The sequence below is a fragment of the Marinobacter salinisoli genome, assembly GCF_017301335.1.
Taxonomy (GTDB): Bacteria; Pseudomonadota; Gammaproteobacteria; order Pseudomonadales; family Oleiphilaceae; genus Marinobacter; species Marinobacter salinisoli.
The window spans coordinates 651,152-668,066 of sequence record NZ_CP071247.1 but is presented as its reverse complement, the minus strand read 5'-3'; the positions used below and the strand labels follow the sequence as shown (position 1 = coordinate 668,066).

The window sequence follows — 16,915 nt, the reverse complement described above, 5'->3', positions numbered from 1 at the left end:
TGTCCTCAGGCGGAGTCCCGTTTCTGTCTGCCCTTGATCAGGCAGGATTCTTCAATGCTTTTCACCAGCTCCCGCGCCAGTTGCTCGGGCGTGCCGCTCAGACTGACGCAGCCGGTAGCGGCCACGGAGTCCGGCATGGAGCTGTTGCCGCAGCTGTCGCTCTCCTGCACCCAGATCTTGCTGCCGTGGGCCTTGAGCATCGGTGCGGCAATGGCGCCGTCGTTGCCCATGCCGGAGAATAAAATGGCGTGACAGCGCGGCCCGTAGTGGTCCGCGACGTTGAGCAGCACCTGGTCAATGGAGGGGCCGTAGGGCCCTGGCCACGCTTTATCGAGTTCGGTCAGCTCGCCGGCGTCATTGAATGCCCATTCGCGCTCTACCGGCATCAGCACCACATCGCCATTGTGTACCCGATAGCCTTGCTCTGCCCGTTTCAGTTTGTAATGGGCATGGCGTCCAAGCACGCGGGTGAGCACACTGGTGAAATTGCCATCGATGTGCTGGGCGTAGATAAAACCCACCGGCAGGCCCGGCGGCAACTGGTCAAGAAAGGTTTTTACCGCGGCTGGGCCACCCAGCGAGGCACCCAGAATCCAGACACTCTCCGCCGGTGCGGCGTTGGAAGCCGGTGGAATCCACCGGGGCAGGGTGGGTGCGATGGATTCGACGGGCGGCTGTTCTTCCAGCTGCTGGATGGTATCTTCCGAATCCAGCTCTTCCAGCGGCCCCAGTTCCTGTTCGAGCTTGGCGAGCAGGCGCCGTTCCCAGCGGAAATAGTCGGTGCCTCCGGTCTTGGGCGCCAGATCCAGCCCGAACAGTACCGGCGCGTCGGAGTTATCGAGCAGGTGCTCGAACAGGCTGGGGTGATCGGCGTCATCTTCCAGCGTCACCAGCCAGAGGCTGGCGTCGGGGAAGTCCGGGTAGCCGAGCAGACGTTCCGGGTCGCCGGAGAAACAGACCTCCAGCCCGACTTTCGAGCTGGCGTTCTGCAGCCGATGCCGCTGCAGAACGATGTCTGAAACAATCCCGACCCTGGGCCGGCCAGTGTGGCCGGCCATCACTGCTTACCGGTCAGCCGTTCGATGGTCTCGAGCAGTTCGCTTTCCTGGAACGGCTTGCCAAGGTACTCGTTCACACCGATGGCCATGGCCCGGTCGCGGTGCTTGTCACCGGTCCGCGAGGTGATCATACAGATCGGCGTGTCCCGCAAGGTGTCATCGTGGCGTACGAAGCTGGCAACCTCAAAACCGTCCATCCGCGGCATCTCGATATCCAGCAGGATGATGTCGGGCTTGTGATCCTGCAGCTGTGCCACCGCATCCAGCCCGTCTTTGGCCAGCACCACGTCCATGCCGTTACGCTCCAGCAGGCGTGAGGTAACCTTACGAACGGTGACCGAGTCGTCCACCACCATGACTTTGGTGATGGTTTCTTCGTAGCGTGCCACCTCGCGGGCTTTTTCGAGATTCGCCAGGCGCTGACGTTCGGACAGGATGTCTGACCGGATCATGGCCGGCAGGTCGAGAATGACGACCACGTTACCGTCACCCAGGATGGTCGCACCGGACACGCCCCGGACGGTACCAAACTGCGGCCCCAGCGACTTAACCACGATTTCCCGGCTGCCCATGATGTTGTCCACCTGCAGCGCCATGGGCTGCTCGGCACCCCGTACCAGGATCACCGGCAGTGGCAGCGGATGACCGTGCAGCTTGGGCTGGTGGTCGCTGTTCAGCAGGCTGCCGAGGTATTGCAGGCGGTAGTCCTGGCCGGCGTATTCGTACAGCGGTGCGTCGGGCTTGTAGTATTCCTCCAGCTCGTAGGAGCTGACCCGGACAATACCTTCGATGGTGTTGAGCGGGATGGCGTAGAAATCGTCACCACTGGAGACCATCAGGGCCCGGTTCACCGATACCGTGAACGGCAGGCGCACGGTAAAGGTGGTACCACGGCCCAATTCCGAGTCGATGTCCAGGCTGCCGCCCAGCTGTTTGATCTCGCTGGCGACCACGTCCATGCCCACGCCACGGCCGGAAATCTGCGTTACCTGCTGAGCCGTGGAGAAGCCCGGCTGCAGAATAAACTGCAGGATCTCGCGTTCGGTCAGGTCTTCCTCTTCGCTCATCAGGCCCTGTCGAATCGCTTTGTCGCGGATGACGCTGGAGGGGATACCCTTACCGTCGTCCATCATGCGCAGGACCACGTCACCGCCTTCGCGGGTGAGCGAGAGAATCACTTCACCGGTTTCCGGCTTGCCGGCTTTCTTGCGGTCTTCCGGCATCTCAACGCCATGGTCGAGGGCGTTCCGGAGCATGTGCTCCAGCGGCGCGATCATCCGTTCCAGGATGTTCCGGTCCATTTCGCCCTCGGCGTTGCGGACATCGAAGTCCACTTTCTTGCCCAGTTCGCCGCTGATCTGGCGAACGATCCGTCGCAGACGGGGAACCGTGGACGAGAACGGAATCATTCGGGTCTTCATCAGACCTTCCTGCAGTTCCGTGTTGATCCGGGACTGTTGCAGCAACAGCGTTTCGGTGTCGCGAATCCGGTCGCCCAGGGTTTCCCGCAGGTCAGCCAAATCCGATGCGGACTCGGACAGGGCCCGTGACAACTGCTGGATGGAGGAATAACGGTCCATTTCCAGCGGGTCGAAGTCCTCGCCGTACTCCGGGCCATGTTCTTTCTCGGCCGTGAACAGGATCTGGGTTTCGGTTTCGATTTCCATCCGGCGCAGCTGCTCTCGCAGACGCTCGATGGTGGCGGCCATTTCTTCCAGAGTCTGGCCGAAGTCGCTGGTCTGGGTTTCCAGGCGGCCCCGGGTAATACTGGTTTCCCCGGCCAGGTTGACCAGATCATCCAGCAGCGGAGCGGAGACCCGGATGGTTTCCTGAGCGGCGCGCTGTTTATCCGCGGCGCGTTTACTCGCCTTGTCTTTCCGTCCGCCGGGCAGTTTCCGGGCGGTGGTGGCCGTCTCGGGCCCGGGCGCTGCCTTGGCGTCGACCTTCGCCGCCGGCTCGACGGCCGGCCTGGTCATCTCGACCCCGACTTCGGGTTTGGCCTGCGGCTTCGCTTCCGGCGCCGGTTCCGCTGTCTCGGCCAGTGCCGCCGCGCCCCGGTCACGGATGTCAGAAACCAGTTTGATGATCTGGTCGTGATCGCCGGTGATGCTTTGCCACTGTTCGTCGGTCGGCGCATTGCCGCCCAGATCAATCAGGCGTGTTTCGAAAGCATGAGCCTTGTCGCCCAGCGTGGTGAGCTGGGACAGCCGAGCGCCACCCTTGAGTGTGTGCAAGGCGCGCTGTGCTTCCTGGTTGAAGCTGTGGTTGGCCGGCTCTTTGCGCCAGTCATCCAGCAGCTGCTCCAGCTGATCCATGATTTCCCCGGCCTCTTCCAGGAAAATCTCCAGAACTTCCGGATCAACTCCCTCGGTCGGAGCCGAATCCTCAGAGCCGGTTGCAGGTGCGTTGTCTTCGGCACTTTCATGGGCGGCCCGGAACGCGGCAATCAGTTCGGACTGCGGCGCGGGGCGGCTGCCATCTTCAATGGTGCTGAGCATGACCTGCAGGGCATCGTGGGCCTTGTCGCTCAGGGTGAACAATTCGCTCTGGTTATCGGCGCCGGCAATCAACGGATCCAGCGCATCGGACCAGGCTTCGGCCAGTTCGGCCACGGTGTCGATATCGGACAGACGTGCACCACCTTTGAGGGTATGCAGATCCTGTTGCAGCTGGGTCACGCCGGTCAGCTCTTCCGGCTCCTCGCGCCACTGCGCGAGGCTTTCACCGATGGTGGCGTGAATTTCGATGGCTTCATCCAGGAAGATGCCAATCAGGTCATCGTCACCGGCAAAGGCTGGTGCTGGTTGGGAAGCCGGCTCATCCGCCGCGTTGACGCTCGTTTCCGGCACCGGCGGTTCACTGACGTCCGCGGCCGGAGCTTCGGCTGGCTGGGCGTCACCGCGCAGAATGGCCTCGACCCGGGCCACCAGCTCATTGGCTGGCGGGCAGGGACTCTGGCCCGCCACCTGATCGACCATCTGGGCCAGTCGGTCGTGACAGGCAAACAACAAGTCGTGCATGGCGTCGCTGGCCTCCAGCTGGCCTTCGGCGACTTTTTCGAACAGGTCTTCGAGAACGTGGGTGAGGTTACCGATGGCTTCGACGCCGGCCATCCGGGCTCCGCCCTTCAGGGTGTGCACGTCGCGCTGAAGCTCGGCGGCAATGGCCCGGTCAGAAGGATCTTCGCTCCAGGTGTGCAGGGCACTGCCGGTAGAGTTGATCAGGTCGTAGGCTTCTTCCAGGAAGATGCCGATCAGTTCCGGATCCAGGTGAGACAGGTCGGCGGCAGCGGGCTCCGGCTCGGTCACATCGGCTTCAGCAACCGGCTCGGCAGCAGCGGGGGCTGCCATCTGGCCGGTTGGCTCGTCGGCCTCCGCGGGGTGATCGGCACCGGGCATGGTATCGAATTCCGCATTTGACTCGGCTTCGGCTGCGGTGTCGTCAGCCTGACCAATATCGGTGACCGGCCGTGAGCCGGTGGCCGTCGTCATGTAGCCCCGGATTTCCTCAATCAGATCCGGCGCGGCTGTCGGTGGTTCCTGGGCTGCCAGGGCGTCGACCATGTTGGCGAGGCGATCGTGACAACGGAACAGCAGGTCGGACAAATGTTCGTTGATCGACAGGCGTTGTTCGGTCAGACCTTCGAAGAGGGTTTCCAGCTCGTGCGACAAATCACCGATGGACGCGATACCGGCCAGGCGCGCGCCACCTTTCAGTGTGTGCAGGTCACGCTGCAGCAGGCGAAGAATGTCCAGGTCCTGGGTGTTCTCACTCCAGTTCTGCAGAGCTTCGGCGGTGCTGTCGATCAGGTCGCGCGCCTCCTCCAGGAAGATTTCCGCCAGCTCCTCATCCCAGTCACTGTCGGTCTCTGTGGTTTCGGGCAGCGGAGGCTGTTCCCCGGCGGCGGGATGATCGGTCGTGGCCGTCAGTTCGATCTCGTCCGCTTCGATGTCCAGATCGATGGCTTCGAGATCACCGGTAAACTCTTGCTCGAAGGGGTCTGGCCCCTGGTCTTGCTCAGCCGCCGGCACGTCAGCGCGCTGCGGCACCAGGGCCTCCAGACGTGCAAGAATGTCATCGCTGGATTCGGTGGCCAGCCCGGCCGCCACCTGATCCATCATGTTGATCAGGTGATCATGAGCGCTGTGCAGTGTCTCGATCAGGGCCTGTTCCGGCGTCTCATCGGTGTTGACCAGCTCGCTGTAGATGTCACGAAGGGCGCCGGAGAGGGCCGAAATGTCCGACAGGCCGGCGTCGGCAGAGACGTCGGTCAGCTGGCCCAGTTCGGCCCGAAGCGGCGTCAGAAGCTCGTGGTTGGCTGGTTCGGAAACCCACTGATCGAGGATGCGGTCCGCATCCAGGACGATGTCGAGACCTTCATTGAGGAACATCTGGACCAGCTGGGACGCCGGCTTCTGATTCGCGTCGTCACCGTCATTGTCGTACTGGGCACGCAAGGTGTCCTCGGCAATGCGGTCCAGCTTTTCCAGGAATTCGTCGGTCCCGGGCAGGGTCGCCTGCGGTGCGCTGCGAAGCTGTTCGAGTCCCTGGGTCAGAAACCGGCAGGCATCGCTGATGCAGCCAATCACGTCGCGGTCTGCGCGCTTGTTCTGGGCCCGGGATTCCTTAACAAACCGCTCCAGCGGGGTAATCACGGCGGCAATCGGATCAATGCCGGCGGTATGGGCGCTGCCCTTGAGCGTGTGCAGCGCGCGGGACAGGTCGTCGGTGTACGACACGGTGGCTTTGTCGCCGGCGGCTTCGAGGTAGTGATAAAGCGTCTGCAGGTGGGTTTCGGCTTCGCTTTCGAAGATATCCAGCAGGACAGGATCAGCACTGCTCTGGGACTGGGCTTGTTCCGGGGCCGTATCGTCGGACCGGTCTTCCTCGTCGGCGTCATCGGCAGCGGGCATGCTGCTGGCAGCCGGAATTTCACCTTTGGCCAGTGCTTCAGCCCGGGCTTCAAGACTGGCTGTGTCGCAGCCGGCGGCGCGGCGCTTCTCAAAATCTTCCACCAGGCCAGGCAGAACGCCGGTAACCTCGTGCAACAGGTCGGCGATGTCCTTGTTCATCAGGATGCTGCCGTCAATGACCCGGTTCAGCATGTTCTCTACCGACCAGGCCAGTTCGCCAACCACCTCAGCACCTACCATCCGGCCGCTGCCTTTCAGGGTGTGATAGGCCCGACGGACCTCGGACAGCGCAGTACGGTCATCAAACTGGTTGAGCAGGGTGGGCAGGTGCTCCTGAACGGTTTCCAGGACTTCGCCGGCTTCCTCGATAAAGATCTCGAGGATTTCGTCGTCGATCAGGTCGTCTTCGTCGGCACCGGGAGTCTCGTCCACCGCCGGCGCCGTCAGTTCGATTTCCTCGTCATCGCCGCTGGCGCTTTCGGTAAGGTCGTGTTCCGCCTCAACGATGGTGTCCGCCGCCGATTCACTGGTCGCCGCGTCGACGCGGCGGGTGGTCGCCATCGCTTCGGCGCGTTCGGTCAGCTCCGACACATCGGCATCGGCCCGGCCGGCGCGGAAGTCACTGATCAGTGCCGGGATACGCGCAACCGTGTCATCCACCAGGGTGAACAGCTCGTCGTTCAGCTTGATGCTCTGGTCGATAACCCGATTCAACAGGTTTTCGACACCCCAGGCCAGCTCGCCCAGGCTGGTTGCGCCAACCAGCCGACCACTGCCCTTGAGGGTATGGAAGGCGCGACGAACTTCGGACAGCGCCTCACGGTCGTCATGATCCTGGCGCAGGCGCGGATAGAATTCGTTGATGGTTTCGAGAACTTCTTCGGCTTCCTCAATGAAGATGCCGAGGATTTCGTCGTCCAGCAGTTCCTGATCGGATTCCTTGGCGGCTTCCGGCTCCGGTGCGGTTGCTTCCAGGGTGGCGGCATCAATGGTCGGGATGTCGCTGCTCTCCGTGTCGGCTGACCAGGTCGGTTCGGCACCGACCGGGAAGCCAAGGGATGCCAGGCTTTCTTCGGCGACCTGAAGAATGATGTCGTTTTCGTCGTTGCCCTCGACCAGACGCTCCAGGTAATACTCGATACTGGTCACGGCGTCGGCCAGGGTATCGAGCTGACGCCAGTCAGGGATCTGCTTGCCGGTAAGCAGGACATCGGTGATGTAGCGCTCGGCGGAGGCGAGCATGTCAGAAACCTGATCCAGTGGGATCAGGCCGAGACCACCGCGGATGCTGTGCAGCAGACCCGGCACGTGTTCGATTTCCCGGGTGTCCCACTGGGAGGCGATAAAGTTAACAATCGACGATTTGACCTGTTCCAGGGTGTTGCGGGATTCACGAAGCAGCGCGCTGCTCGCTTCGCCCAGCTCACGGGAACCAAGGTTCGGCGCATCGGCGGAATCGATCGCGGTCTCGTCGGTCTGGCCATCCTGCTCCAGTGCGGACAGGCTGGCCTCCACATAGAGCAGGGCACCGGCGATGTCCATCATGGTGCCGTCGTCCACCAGTTCGGTCTGGTTGACCAGCTTTTCAACCAGTTCGATTTGCTCGTTGACCACTTTGCGCGGAATACCCAGGCCCAGGACGGCGAGCGTATTGGCCACCTGTTTCAGGCCCGGCAGCAGGTCTTCCAGTTCGTGGTTCTGGCGCAGTTCGGCGCGGACAAACAGATCCAGCTGGTCTTTGAGTTTGGCGAGTTCCTCATTGAGCGCGCCAACCACCGAGTGGATGGCTTCGCGGCCGGGTCCGGAAACCCGGGAGCGAGCGGCATCGACGTCGTCTTCCGACGGCAGGGCCTGGTCCAGACGGTACTCGGCACGCAGCGCACTGACCTGCGGGCTATTAACGTCCCGGGCGCGCGCCACGTAGTACAGCAAGTGCTTGAGCAGGGCTTCTGGCGCCGGCTGCCGAAGAATATCCGCGTGCTGATCGGCCAGCCGGCGAATTTCGGTGTCCAGTTCCCGCAGCAGCGATTTCACCGCGGCGTTCACCGGGTTGGCCTTGTGCTGAAGGGTTTCCACAAAGGCGCCGGCGGCTTTCCAGAGCTCGCCCCGAGGGGTTTTCTGGCACAGGCGATTCAGGCGCAGAATCACCTTCTGCAAGTAGTCGAACTGGGCGTCCAGATCCTCTTCGCGAATCACGCCGGCGAGAGCGAACTGGTACATCTGGCGCAGTTTGCGGATGTGGCCCAGCACTTGGGGGTCCTGCAAGCGCTGGGAAATCTGGTCAGGGACGCTCATTCTGGAGCGGCTCAGATCCGGCTTGAACAGCGAAGTGTCAGACAGCAAGGCCTCGCCGCGGGCTGCACGAAGATCGTTCAGCAGCGGCAGCAATACCATCGGGAAGTCGTCCTCGCTGCTGCCCAGGTGCTCAAGGTATTGAGGCAGCTGCAGGATGGCCTGCATCAGGACTTCGATGGCCTCGTCGATGTTGGTCACCGACTCGTTCAGGATGGCCTGCGTGAGCTTTTCCATTTCCTCGGTCAGCAGGGCTGCACCGTAAAGCTCGACCATCTGCAAGGTGCCGTGCACCTGATGGAGATAATTCAGGCAGAAGCGCAGGCGCGCAGTGTCGTCGCGATTATCGACGTACGCTTCCAGTGCATGCTGACCTTGTGTCAGCGTGTCCTGTATTTCGCCCCGAACCCAGTCGAGGGCGATGCTGTCATGGTGATTGCCCATAACCACTCCGGTTATTCTTCGTCAGTCTGGCGCTTGATCCACGCCAGTACATGTTCCGAGGGTACCCTCTGCAGACCCGGCGGCTGATAGTCAGTCAGCTCACCCTGGCCCAGTACCAGCAGCCCCCCGGGCGCCAGTCGCTCCGCTAGTCGTCTGACTATTTCCCGCCGGCGCCAGCGGCGGAAGTAAATCAGCAGATTCTGGCAGAAGATAATGTTCATGCCGTGCATCGGTGCCTTGTCGAGGTTGAGCACGTTCAGCCCGGCGAAACACACCCGATCCCGGATGCTATCCACAATTTCTACGGTGTTCCGCTCGGCGGGGCGGAAATACCGGGCCTTCAGTGTCTCGTCCATTCCCATCAGTTTGCGCGGATTGAACTGCCCTCGACGGGCCTTCTCAATGGCGGGCTTGCTGATGTCCGAGCCGGTCACGCCAAACAGCGGCGGCAGCTCCAGCTGCGTCATGCATTCATTCAGGACCATAGCCAGGGTGTATGGCTCTTCGCCGGTTGAGCACCCCACACTCCAAACCTCCAGGGGGCGCTTTTTCAGCGCTTCCCTCGGGCGGGTCAGAACGAAGTCTGACACCAGGCGGAAGGCGTCCGGGTCCCGGAAGAACCGGGTTTCCTGGACCGTCAGCCGATCCACCAGAGTCGACCATTCACGAATGCCATTCGGGCCGGATACGATCTGCTCGTAATAGGCCTGGTAGCTGCTGCAGCCGATTTCCCTCATCCGGATCCCGAGATTGGTTTCCAGGAATGAGCGGCGCTCGGCGGACAGGGTCATGCCGGTACGGTGCTCCAGTAATGTCTGCCACTGACTGAACTGCGCCTCGTCCATATCCGGGAGTCGGCGCAGGGACCAGATGCCCTCGTCAGGAGACAGATTTTTATGCATGTACGCCATAAACCGTCAACAGCCCGAGACCGAAAATCAGCCCACCACCGGTACGTCGGCGTCTTCCTCTTCTTCCTGATCGACGGCGTCTTCGTCCGGCAGGGTAAAGCCGGCAACCGAAGACCGTAGTTCGGACGCCATCTCGGCCAGGTGACCGATAGACTTGGCGGTCGCGTTGGTACCAGACGAGGTCTGCGAAGTGATTTCCTGGATGACGTTCATCGTATTGGAAATGTGGGCCGCAGAGGACGACTGCTGACGCGCCGCGTTGGAGATGTTCTGGATCAGTTCCGCCAGGCTCATGGATACGTTCTCGATCTCTTCGAGCGCGATACCCGCGTCCTGTGCCAGGCGTGCACCACGGACCACCTCGGCGGTGGTGTGTTCCATGGAGATTACCGCCTCGTTGGTATCAGACTGGATCGTCTTAACCAGTGCTTCAATCTGCTTGGTTGCGGCAGAAGAACGTTCCGCAAGGCGCTGAACTTCGTCCGCAACCACCGCGAAGCCCCGACCTGCGTCACCGGCCATAGAGGCCTGGATTGCCGCGTTCAGAGACAGGATGTTGGTCTGGTCGGCGATGTCGTTGATCAGAGATACGATGTCACCGATTTCCTGGGACGATTCACCCAGACGCTTGATCCGTTTCGAGGTTTCCTGGATCTGCTCACGGATGTTATCCATGCCGCGGATGGTGTTCTGTACCACTTCCGCGCCTTTCTTCGCGATCGCAACCGACCGCTCCGCTACCGCGGAGGATTCGGCCGCGTTCGAGGATACCTGGTCGATGGACACCGCCATCTCGTTAACCGCTGCAGAAGCGCCGGCAATTTCTTGCGCCTGGTGCTCGGACGCGTCGGCCAGGTGCATCGCTGTGGCCTGGGTTTCCTGGGCCGCAGAGGCAACGCCTACCGCGGTTCCCCGAATCGCGGTTACCAGACCGCGCATCTGGTCGATCGCGTAGTTGATCGAGTCCGCGATGGCGCCGGTGAAGTCTTCGGTTACCGTCGCCTCGGTGGTCAAGTCACCGTCCGCGAGGTCGGCCAGTTCGTCCAGCAGTCGCAGGATCGCGTTCTGGTTCTGTTCGTTCTGCTCTTCGGTGGTGGCCAGACGCTCGCGGGCGTCGCGGTACAGGGCCAGACCGATGAAGATAACGATACCAATCATGCCCGCCAGGATGATGAAGGCCAGGGTCGGGCCAAAGAAGCGTACGCTGGAGTCTTCACGGAAACTGTCGGCCAGGGTGGACAGCTCGGTCAGCAGGAGCTCGGAGTTCTGGAAGATGTCGCTGGCGGCGGTACGTACCTTGAAGAGGTCGGGAGAGGCTTCAAGGATCGCGTCAACGTTCTGGTTAACGAATTCGAACAGCTCGTCAACGGCCTCAAGACCGTAGATGGCGTCTTCGTCGTTTACCTTGGAGATGCCCATGCCCTGGTTGCCGCTCAGCTGGCCTTCCAGTACACGGCCGAACAGGCTGGCGTCACGGCCAAAGCGGTCGGCGGCGATTACGGCTTCTTCGTCACCAGAGAGTACGTTGTTCACCGAGCGAACGATCCGTTCGGCGAGCAGGGACTGGCGCTGGGCCATGGAAATCTGTTCGGCAGGCGCGCCATTGTCCAGCAGGATGCGAACGATGTCGTCGTATTCCACCTGCAGCTGGGGAATGGTTTCGTTCAGGGTCCGGGCTACTTCGTGCAGGCCCAGTACCGCGTCCTGGGTGGACAGGATCTTGTCGGCGTTTTCCCGAACGTTGTTCCAGTTGTCCTGGACGCCACTGTTCTGGGCCAGTTCACTGGCCGGGAGGCCGGTTTCCGGGTTGCCTTTGGTGATGTTGGTCCAGAGCTGCTGGAACTCATCCCGCGAACGGCGGAGCTGGTTGAATGCCTCGGCGGTACCGCCGGCAGCCTCGGTCGCGTTCTTCGCGATGGCCTGCGAGAGCACTCGCAATTCCGCGGTGTGGGCAATGTATTCCTGATCGTGCTGGCTGTTCCTGTTAATCATGAACAGGACCACAACGAGCAGGATGGTAAGTGCGATCAGTGCAGCAATCAGGCCAGCAACAAGCTTGTTGCCCCCCTGATCCAGACTGAAACTTCCGGCTCTGTTTTTCATTTTCTGGCTCCCGGCCTCTTCAACAATAGTTTGGCAAGTTTGTTTTTGCGGGTATCAGGCGGTCAGGGTGATGTTCCTGCCAGTTTCAACACCCTTTACCACTGTGCGACGTCAAGGAAGCGTTCGTCATCGATCAGGTCGACCGCGGAAAACACTTTCCAGACTTCGTCATTGCGCTCAAACCCGCCTGTAACAAACGGTCGAACGCTTTCAGGCACACCCTCTGGTGCGTCCTTGAAACTGTCGGCTGCGAAGTACTGCATGCCCAGTACGCTGTCTACAACCAGCCCACTGAAGATATCGCCTTCTTCAACTACCAGAACCCGACGGTCGCGTGGACTGCGTGAGGAACGGGGGATATCAAAGAACAGGGGGAGATCCAGCAGGGGAAGGAGGCGACCGCGGACATTGGCCGCACCCAGAAGAAATGGACGGACCCCGGGAATGCGGGTAAATCGGGGCACATGGAGGATTTCAGTGACTTCGCCCATGGGTGCCACGTAGCGCTCACCCGCCAGGATGAACCCGATGCCGTTCCAGAGTTCGACGGCTTCTTGTTGCTCTGGCAGGCCGGCCGCAAGGGACCGGCTGCGTCGGGCGATATCCGTCAGAACAGCAAAGGGGGCGGTCTGGGCGGACATGCTTACTCCATGATGTTGGGATCAGGCAATCAGACTGTTGATTGTTTTGATCAGGTCTTCTTCGTTAACCGGCTTAACCAGATAACCCTTGGCGCCCTGACGGGTGCCCCAAACGCGGTCGGTCTCCTGATCCTTGGTGGTAACAATCACCACTGGGATAGAGGCAGTCTCCGGCGCGCGGGTAAGTTGGCGGGTCGCCTGGAAGCCGTTCAGGCCCGGCATGACCACGTCCATCAGCACCAGGTCCGGCGTTTCGGCACGGGCCTTGGCAACACCATCAGCGCCGTTGTCGGCGGTCATGATTTCGTGCTGGTGCTTCTCCAGGATGGTGGAGATCTTTTTTACCTCGGTAGGGGAGTCGTCAACAATGAGAATGCGAGCCATGGTTTCCTCGAAAAATTCTGGGTTTCAGCAGGTTTACTGTGCCGCCTGGGGAATATACTGGCGGATCGTATTCAACAGCTCGTCCTTGCTAAACGGCTTGGTCAGGTACTGGTCAGAGCCAACAATGCGACCCTTCGCTTTGTCGAACAGACCATCCTTGCTGGAGAGCATGATAACCGGCGTCTTTTTGAAAGAGGAATTGTTCTTGATCAGTGCGCAGGTCTGGTAGCCATCCAGTCTCGGCATCATGATATCCACGAAAATGATGTCGGGCTGGGAATCGGCGATTTTGGCGAGAGCGTCAAAGCCGTCAGTTGCGGTGATGACCTCACAGCCGACTTTTTTCAGGAGGGTTTCTGCGGTGCGACGAATGGTTTTGCTGTCGTCGATCACCATGATCTTCAGATTCTCGAAGTTGTCATCCATTATCCAACTGCCTTGCGCTCAGCTACTGTCATTATTTTTCGATGGGGGTTTTAACACACTTGTTAAGGATCTTCTATAAACGTCCTCATTTATAGAGGAATAAAGGGGGGATAAAAAGCATTACTTTGTGACCAAATGTACTGCTGCCTCGGGCTTCACGTAATCGCTGAGGCATGACTTCGGGTGCATTTGCGATCGGGTTACAATACCATTCGTGGTTGCGTTTCGGCGCATTCAATCACCCGGTGTGCGAGGCAGTGGCACATCTAAGCTCAGGAGCTCTGGAAACTCATGACAGTCCGACTCGGGATCGTGATGGATCCGATTGAGGATATCCATTTCAAAAAAGACAGTTCCCTGGCGATGTTGCTGGCGGCGCAGCAGCGCGGTTGGGAAATCGAGTACATGGAATTGCCGGATATGTACCTGGACGGCGGGAAGGCGATGGCGCGAACCCGTGAGCTGACCGTCCACAATGACCCTGAGAGCTGGTTCAGTTACGGCCCTGCGCAAGATCGCGCGTTGGGTGATCTGGATGTCATCCTGATGCGCAAGGACCCGCCGGTGGACCGCGAGTTCATCATGGCCACCTACATCCTCGATGCCGCCGAGCAGCAGGGCGCGCTGGTGGTGAATCCTGCGGCGACGCTCCGGGACTGCAACGAAAAACTGTTTGCGACCCAGTTTGAAGACCTGACTCCGCCACTGCTGGTCAGCCGCTCCGCGTCCCGCTTCCGTGAGTTTTACGCCAGACATGGCGACGTCATCATGAAGCCCGTGGATGGCATGGGTGGGCATTCGATTTTCCGCATCAAGGAAAACGACGCCAATCTGGGGGTCATCATCGAAACCCTCACCAACTATGGTGAGCATCAGGCGATGGCGCAGAAATTCATTCCCGAGATCACTGACGGTGACAAACGTATCCTGCTGATCGAGGGCGAGCCGGTGCCTTACGCGCTTGCGCGGATTCCCTCGCACGGGGAGAATCGCGGCAACCTGGCCGCCGGTGGCCGGGGGGAAGGGCGCGAGCTGACAGAGCGGGACCGTGAAATCTGTGCCCGAGTGGCGCCGGTGATCAAGGAAAAAGGGCTGATGTTTGTTGGCCTGGACGTGATCGGCGACTACCTGACCGAAATTAACGTGACCAGTCCGACCTGCATCCGGGAGCTCGACGCCGCGTTCGGCATCGATATTGCCGGCTTGTTGATGGAGGCGATTGCCAAGCGTCTGGGGCAGCGGAAACCGGCGTAATGCCGACAGGCAGAGTAAGCAGATACACCAGGATCAGTAATGGCAGTTCAGGTAAACGACTTCGATCGGTTTTCTTTCACGCTTTTTGTGGCCTTGGCGGTACACGCCATGATCGTCCTGGGTATCAGTTTTGCGCCGGAGGATCCGAAAGCGTCGGCACAAACGATGGAAATCACTCTGTCACAGTTTGACGATGAAGAGCCCCCTGAGGATGCGGATTTTCTGGCCCAGACCAGTCAGAAGGGCAGCGGTACCGAAGATGAGGTGAAAGAGCTGACGACGCCGAACCCGGCCGAAATCAGCCAGCAGGAGGTGGCCCAGGTACAGCCCGAGCCGCCTTCCCAAACCCGTCCCCAGCCCAATCGTGAGCAACGGGTAGTCCAGACCGAAGCTGCCTCCAGCCAAACCGCGCGCCGGCCGGAGACGCGCACCGAACCGCTGCAAGAGTCGTTGCCGGAACGGCCCAAAAAGAGCCTGATGGAGCGCAGTCTGGAAATTGCCAGTCTGGAAGCCCGCTTCGAGGCCCAGCAGCAGGCCTACGCCCGCAAGCCGCGCGTAATGCGAGTAACCTCGGCCTCTACCCTGAAGTCATCTAACGCCTATTATGTACAGAGCTGGGTCGATAAAGTGACCCGGGTGGGTAACATCAACTACCCTACAGAGGCTCGCCGGGCCGGCATCTACGGTACCGTTCGGGTTCTGGTATCGCTCAAGAAGGATGGCGCCATCAAGAAGGTGGCCGTCCTTGAGTCGTCCGGCAGCACCGTGCTGGACGATGCCGCCATCCGGATTGTGCGGATGGCATCGCCGTTCGCACCTTTCCCGCCGCAAATGCGGGAGGAGGTCGACGAACTGGAAATCATTCGAACCTGGTCTTTCCAGCGACGGGGGCTCTCTTCGGGATGACCGCATCCAAGCACTCTCCCAACAGCTTGCGTCACCATTTTCTGGTGGCGTCGCCCTATCTGGCCGACCCCCGTTTTCACGGCGGTGTGATTTACCTTTGTGAGCACTCCGATGAGGGGGCTTTTGGCCTGATGATCAACCAACCACTCCAGATCCATCTGGGTGAAATCCTCGAACAGCTCGACATGTCTGGTGGCGAACTGGATTTACCCGTATTCAGTGGCGGGCCGGTGGAGCCCGAGCGCGGCTTTGTTTTGCACCCGCCCGGCACCAGCTGGCAAAACACCGCCAAGGTGACCGACGAGGTGCTGATGACCACCTCCCGGGATGTTTTAGCGGCCATTGGGAAAAACACCGGCCCGGAGGAGTTTCTGGTCGCACTGGGCTATTCCGGCTGGAGTGAAGGCCAGCTGGAAGACGAGCTGGGCAGCAACGCCTGGCTGACTTGCCCGGCCAATACCGATCTTCTTTTCCGAACGCCCTGGAGTGACCGTTACCGGGCCGTTCTGGCGCTGATGGGCATTGATCTTAACCAGCTTAGTGAGTCCATCGGGCATGCCTGAGGTGGGCCAGCGCCGCGTGATGGCGTTTGATTTCGGTACCCGCCGCATTGGTGTTGCAGCCGGTCAGGAGATGCTCGGCACCGGCCAGCCGGTTATTATGTTGCCTGCCCGCGATGGCATTCCGGACTGGAATGCCATCACCCGCGTTCTGGAGGAGTGGCGCCCGGATGTCCTGGTGGTGGGATTGCCGCTCAACATGGACGATTCTGAAAACGAGATGTGTGCCCGGGCCCGCAAGTTCGGCAAGCGCCTGCACGGGCGTTATCATCTGCCGGTGGACATGGTCGATGAGCGGCTGACCAGTTTCGAGGCCAAGGGCGATGTGATGGCCCGCGGTGGCAGCCGGGATTTTGGCCGTCATGGCGTCGATGACCGGGCAGCGGTTCTGATTCTGGAAACCTGGTTTGGCCTGCAGGAAACACCGGCTGGCTGAGGCTGGGAATGTCTCTTTCTACAGCGAGGATGTAATGACAGCACAGCTGGATATTGATCAGTTGCTTGATGAGCTGGAAACCGGATTGCGCCAGGTACTCAGCGGGCGAGGCATTGATGCTCCGCTGCTGATCGGGATCCGCACCGGTGGCGTCTGGCTGGCCGATCTGCTGAGCAAGCGCCTGGGGCTAAAGACACCGTACGGAGAGCTGGATATCTCGTTCTACCGGGACGACTTCAGCCGCATTGGCCTGAACCCCCGGGTCAAACCCTCCAGTCTGCCGTTCGATACGGAAGGACAGGACATTGTCCTGATTGACGACGTCATCATGAGCGGCCGGACCATTCGGGCCGCCATGAACGAAATCTTCGATTACGGCCGCCCGGACAGTATCATTCTGGCGACGCTGGTTGACCTCGGTGCCCGCGAACTGCCCATTCAGCCGGATGTGGTGGGCCGGAGCCTGACGCTGGCCGCTGACCAGCGCGTGAAGCTCCGGGGGCCGGATCCCCTGCGCATTGAAGTGCAGGGAGGCAGCGCATAATCACCGTAATTCTTGCTGGCGATACCACACGATGAACTTCAGG

General features: G+C 60.6%; 12 protein-coding genes. 5 read left to right on the top strand and 7 right to left on the bottom strand.

Features of this window, described 5'->3' with window-relative positions; all coding sequences use genetic code 11:
- Positions 1-5 precede the first annotated feature (5 nt).
- The 7 genes from LPB19_RS03045 to pilG all read right to left on the bottom strand — a co-directional run bounded on the left by LPB19_RS03045 (position 6) and on the right by pilG (position 13,172).
- The gene (locus tag LPB19_RS03045) at positions 6-1,058 is read right to left on the bottom strand and encodes a chemotaxis protein CheB (RefSeq protein ID WP_206644653.1); all 1,053 of its coding nucleotides are present in this window, start codon (positions 1,056-1,058) and stop codon (positions 6-8) included.
- A complete protein-coding gene (locus LPB19_RS03040) occupies positions 1,058-8,707 on the bottom strand; it encodes an Hpt domain-containing protein (protein WP_206644652.1) in 7,650 nt (2,549 codons plus the stop codon). The genes LPB19_RS03045 and LPB19_RS03040 overlap by 1 nt, the downstream gene beginning before the upstream one ends.
- A gap of 11 nt (positions 8,708-8,718) precedes the next feature.
- Complete coding sequence (locus LPB19_RS03035; protein ID WP_206644651.1) at positions 8,719-9,618, bottom strand: CheR family methyltransferase; 900 nt, start codon at positions 9,616-9,618, stop codon at positions 8,719-8,721.
- Positions 9,619-9,645: 27 nt separating this feature from the next.
- A complete protein-coding gene (locus tag LPB19_RS03030; protein WP_206644650.1) occupies positions 9,646-11,721 on the bottom strand; it encodes a methyl-accepting chemotaxis protein in 2,076 nt (691 codons plus the stop codon).
- 95 nt (positions 11,722-11,816) lie between these two features.
- On the bottom strand, positions 11,817-12,362 hold the full coding sequence (locus tag LPB19_RS03025) for a chemotaxis protein CheW (protein ID WP_206644649.1): 546 nt from the start codon (positions 12,360-12,362) through the stop codon (positions 11,817-11,819).
- Between the two features lie 21 nt (positions 12,363-12,383).
- Positions 12,384-12,746 carry a twitching motility response regulator PilH gene (gene pilH / locus LPB19_RS03020; protein WP_206644648.1) on the bottom strand — a complete coding sequence of 121 codons (363 nt, stop codon included), beginning with the start codon at positions 12,744-12,746 and terminating at the stop codon, positions 12,384-12,386.
- A 33-nt stretch (positions 12,747-12,779) separates the two neighbouring features.
- Complete coding sequence (gene pilG / locus LPB19_RS03015; RefSeq protein ID WP_041342172.1) at positions 12,780-13,172, bottom strand: twitching motility response regulator PilG; 393 nt, start codon at positions 13,170-13,172, stop codon at positions 12,780-12,782.
- Between the two features lie 291 nt (positions 13,173-13,463).
- On the opposite strand from pilG, the gene gshB reads away from it, so the two are divergent.
- From gshB to pyrR, 5 genes are read left to right on the top strand one after another with little or no spacing between them, the layout of a single operon-like run.
- Positions 13,464-14,426, top strand: a complete 963-nt coding sequence (gene gshB, locus LPB19_RS03010; protein WP_206644647.1) for a glutathione synthase — start codon at positions 13,464-13,466, stop codon at positions 14,424-14,426.
- Positions 14,427-14,465: 39 nt separating this feature from the next.
- A complete protein-coding gene (locus LPB19_RS03005) occupies positions 14,466-15,332 on the top strand; it encodes an energy transducer TonB (RefSeq protein ID WP_206644646.1) in 867 nt (288 codons plus the stop codon).
- The gene (locus LPB19_RS03000; RefSeq protein WP_206644645.1) at positions 15,329-15,895 is read left to right on the top strand and encodes a YqgE/AlgH family protein; all 567 of its coding nucleotides are present in this window, start codon (positions 15,329-15,331) and stop codon (positions 15,893-15,895) included. The genes LPB19_RS03005 and LPB19_RS03000 overlap by 4 nt, the downstream gene beginning before the upstream one ends.
- Entirely contained in the window at positions 15,888-16,328 is a 441-nt protein-coding gene (gene ruvX, locus LPB19_RS02995) for a Holliday junction resolvase RuvX (RefSeq protein WP_206644644.1), read from the top strand. Before LPB19_RS03000 ends, ruvX begins: the two co-directional genes overlap by 8 nt.
- Before the next feature lie 34 nt (positions 16,329-16,362).
- Positions 16,363-16,872, top strand: coding sequence for a bifunctional pyr operon transcriptional regulator/uracil phosphoribosyltransferase PyrR (gene pyrR, locus LPB19_RS02990; protein WP_206644643.1), 510 nt, complete (start codon positions 16,363-16,365; stop codon positions 16,870-16,872).
- The last annotated feature ends 43 nt before the right edge of the window (positions 16,873-16,915 follow it).

Bases quoted from the DNA above. Each gene is read 5' to 3' on its own strand.
- LPB19_RS03045 (WP_206644653.1), bottom strand. From the start codon at position 1,058: ATGGCCGGCCACACTGGCCGGCCCAGGGTCGGGATTGTTTCAGACATC.
- LPB19_RS03040 (WP_206644652.1), bottom strand. From the start codon at position 8,707: ATGGGCAATCACCATGACAGCATCGCCCTCGACTGGGTTCGGGGCGAA.
- LPB19_RS03035 (WP_206644651.1), bottom strand. From the start codon at position 9,618: ATGGCGTACATGCATAAAAATCTGTCTCCTGACGAGGGCATCTGGTCC.
- LPB19_RS03030 (WP_206644650.1), bottom strand. From the start codon at position 11,721: ATGAAAAACAGAGCCGGAAGTTTCAGTCTGGATCAGGGGGGCAACAAG.
- LPB19_RS03025 (WP_206644649.1), bottom strand. From the start codon at position 12,362: ATGTCCGCCCAGACCGCCCCCTTTGCTGTTCTGACGGATATCGCCCGA.
- pilH (WP_206644648.1), bottom strand. From the start codon at position 12,746: ATGGCTCGCATTCTCATTGTTGACGACTCCCCTACCGAGGTAAAAAAG.
- pilG (WP_041342172.1), bottom strand. From the start codon at position 13,172: ATGGATGACAACTTCGAGAATCTGAAGATCATGGTGATCGACGACAGC.
- gshB (WP_206644647.1), top strand. From the start codon at position 13,464: ATGACAGTCCGACTCGGGATCGTGATGGATCCGATTGAGGATATCCAT.
- LPB19_RS03005 (WP_206644646.1), top strand. From the start codon at position 14,466: ATGGCAGTTCAGGTAAACGACTTCGATCGGTTTTCTTTCACGCTTTTT.
- LPB19_RS03000 (WP_206644645.1), top strand. From the start codon at position 15,329: ATGACCGCATCCAAGCACTCTCCCAACAGCTTGCGTCACCATTTTCTG.
- ruvX (WP_206644644.1), top strand. From the start codon at position 15,888: ATGCCTGAGGTGGGCCAGCGCCGCGTGATGGCGTTTGATTTCGGTACC.
- pyrR (WP_206644643.1), top strand. From the start codon at position 16,363: ATGACAGCACAGCTGGATATTGATCAGTTGCTTGATGAGCTGGAAACC.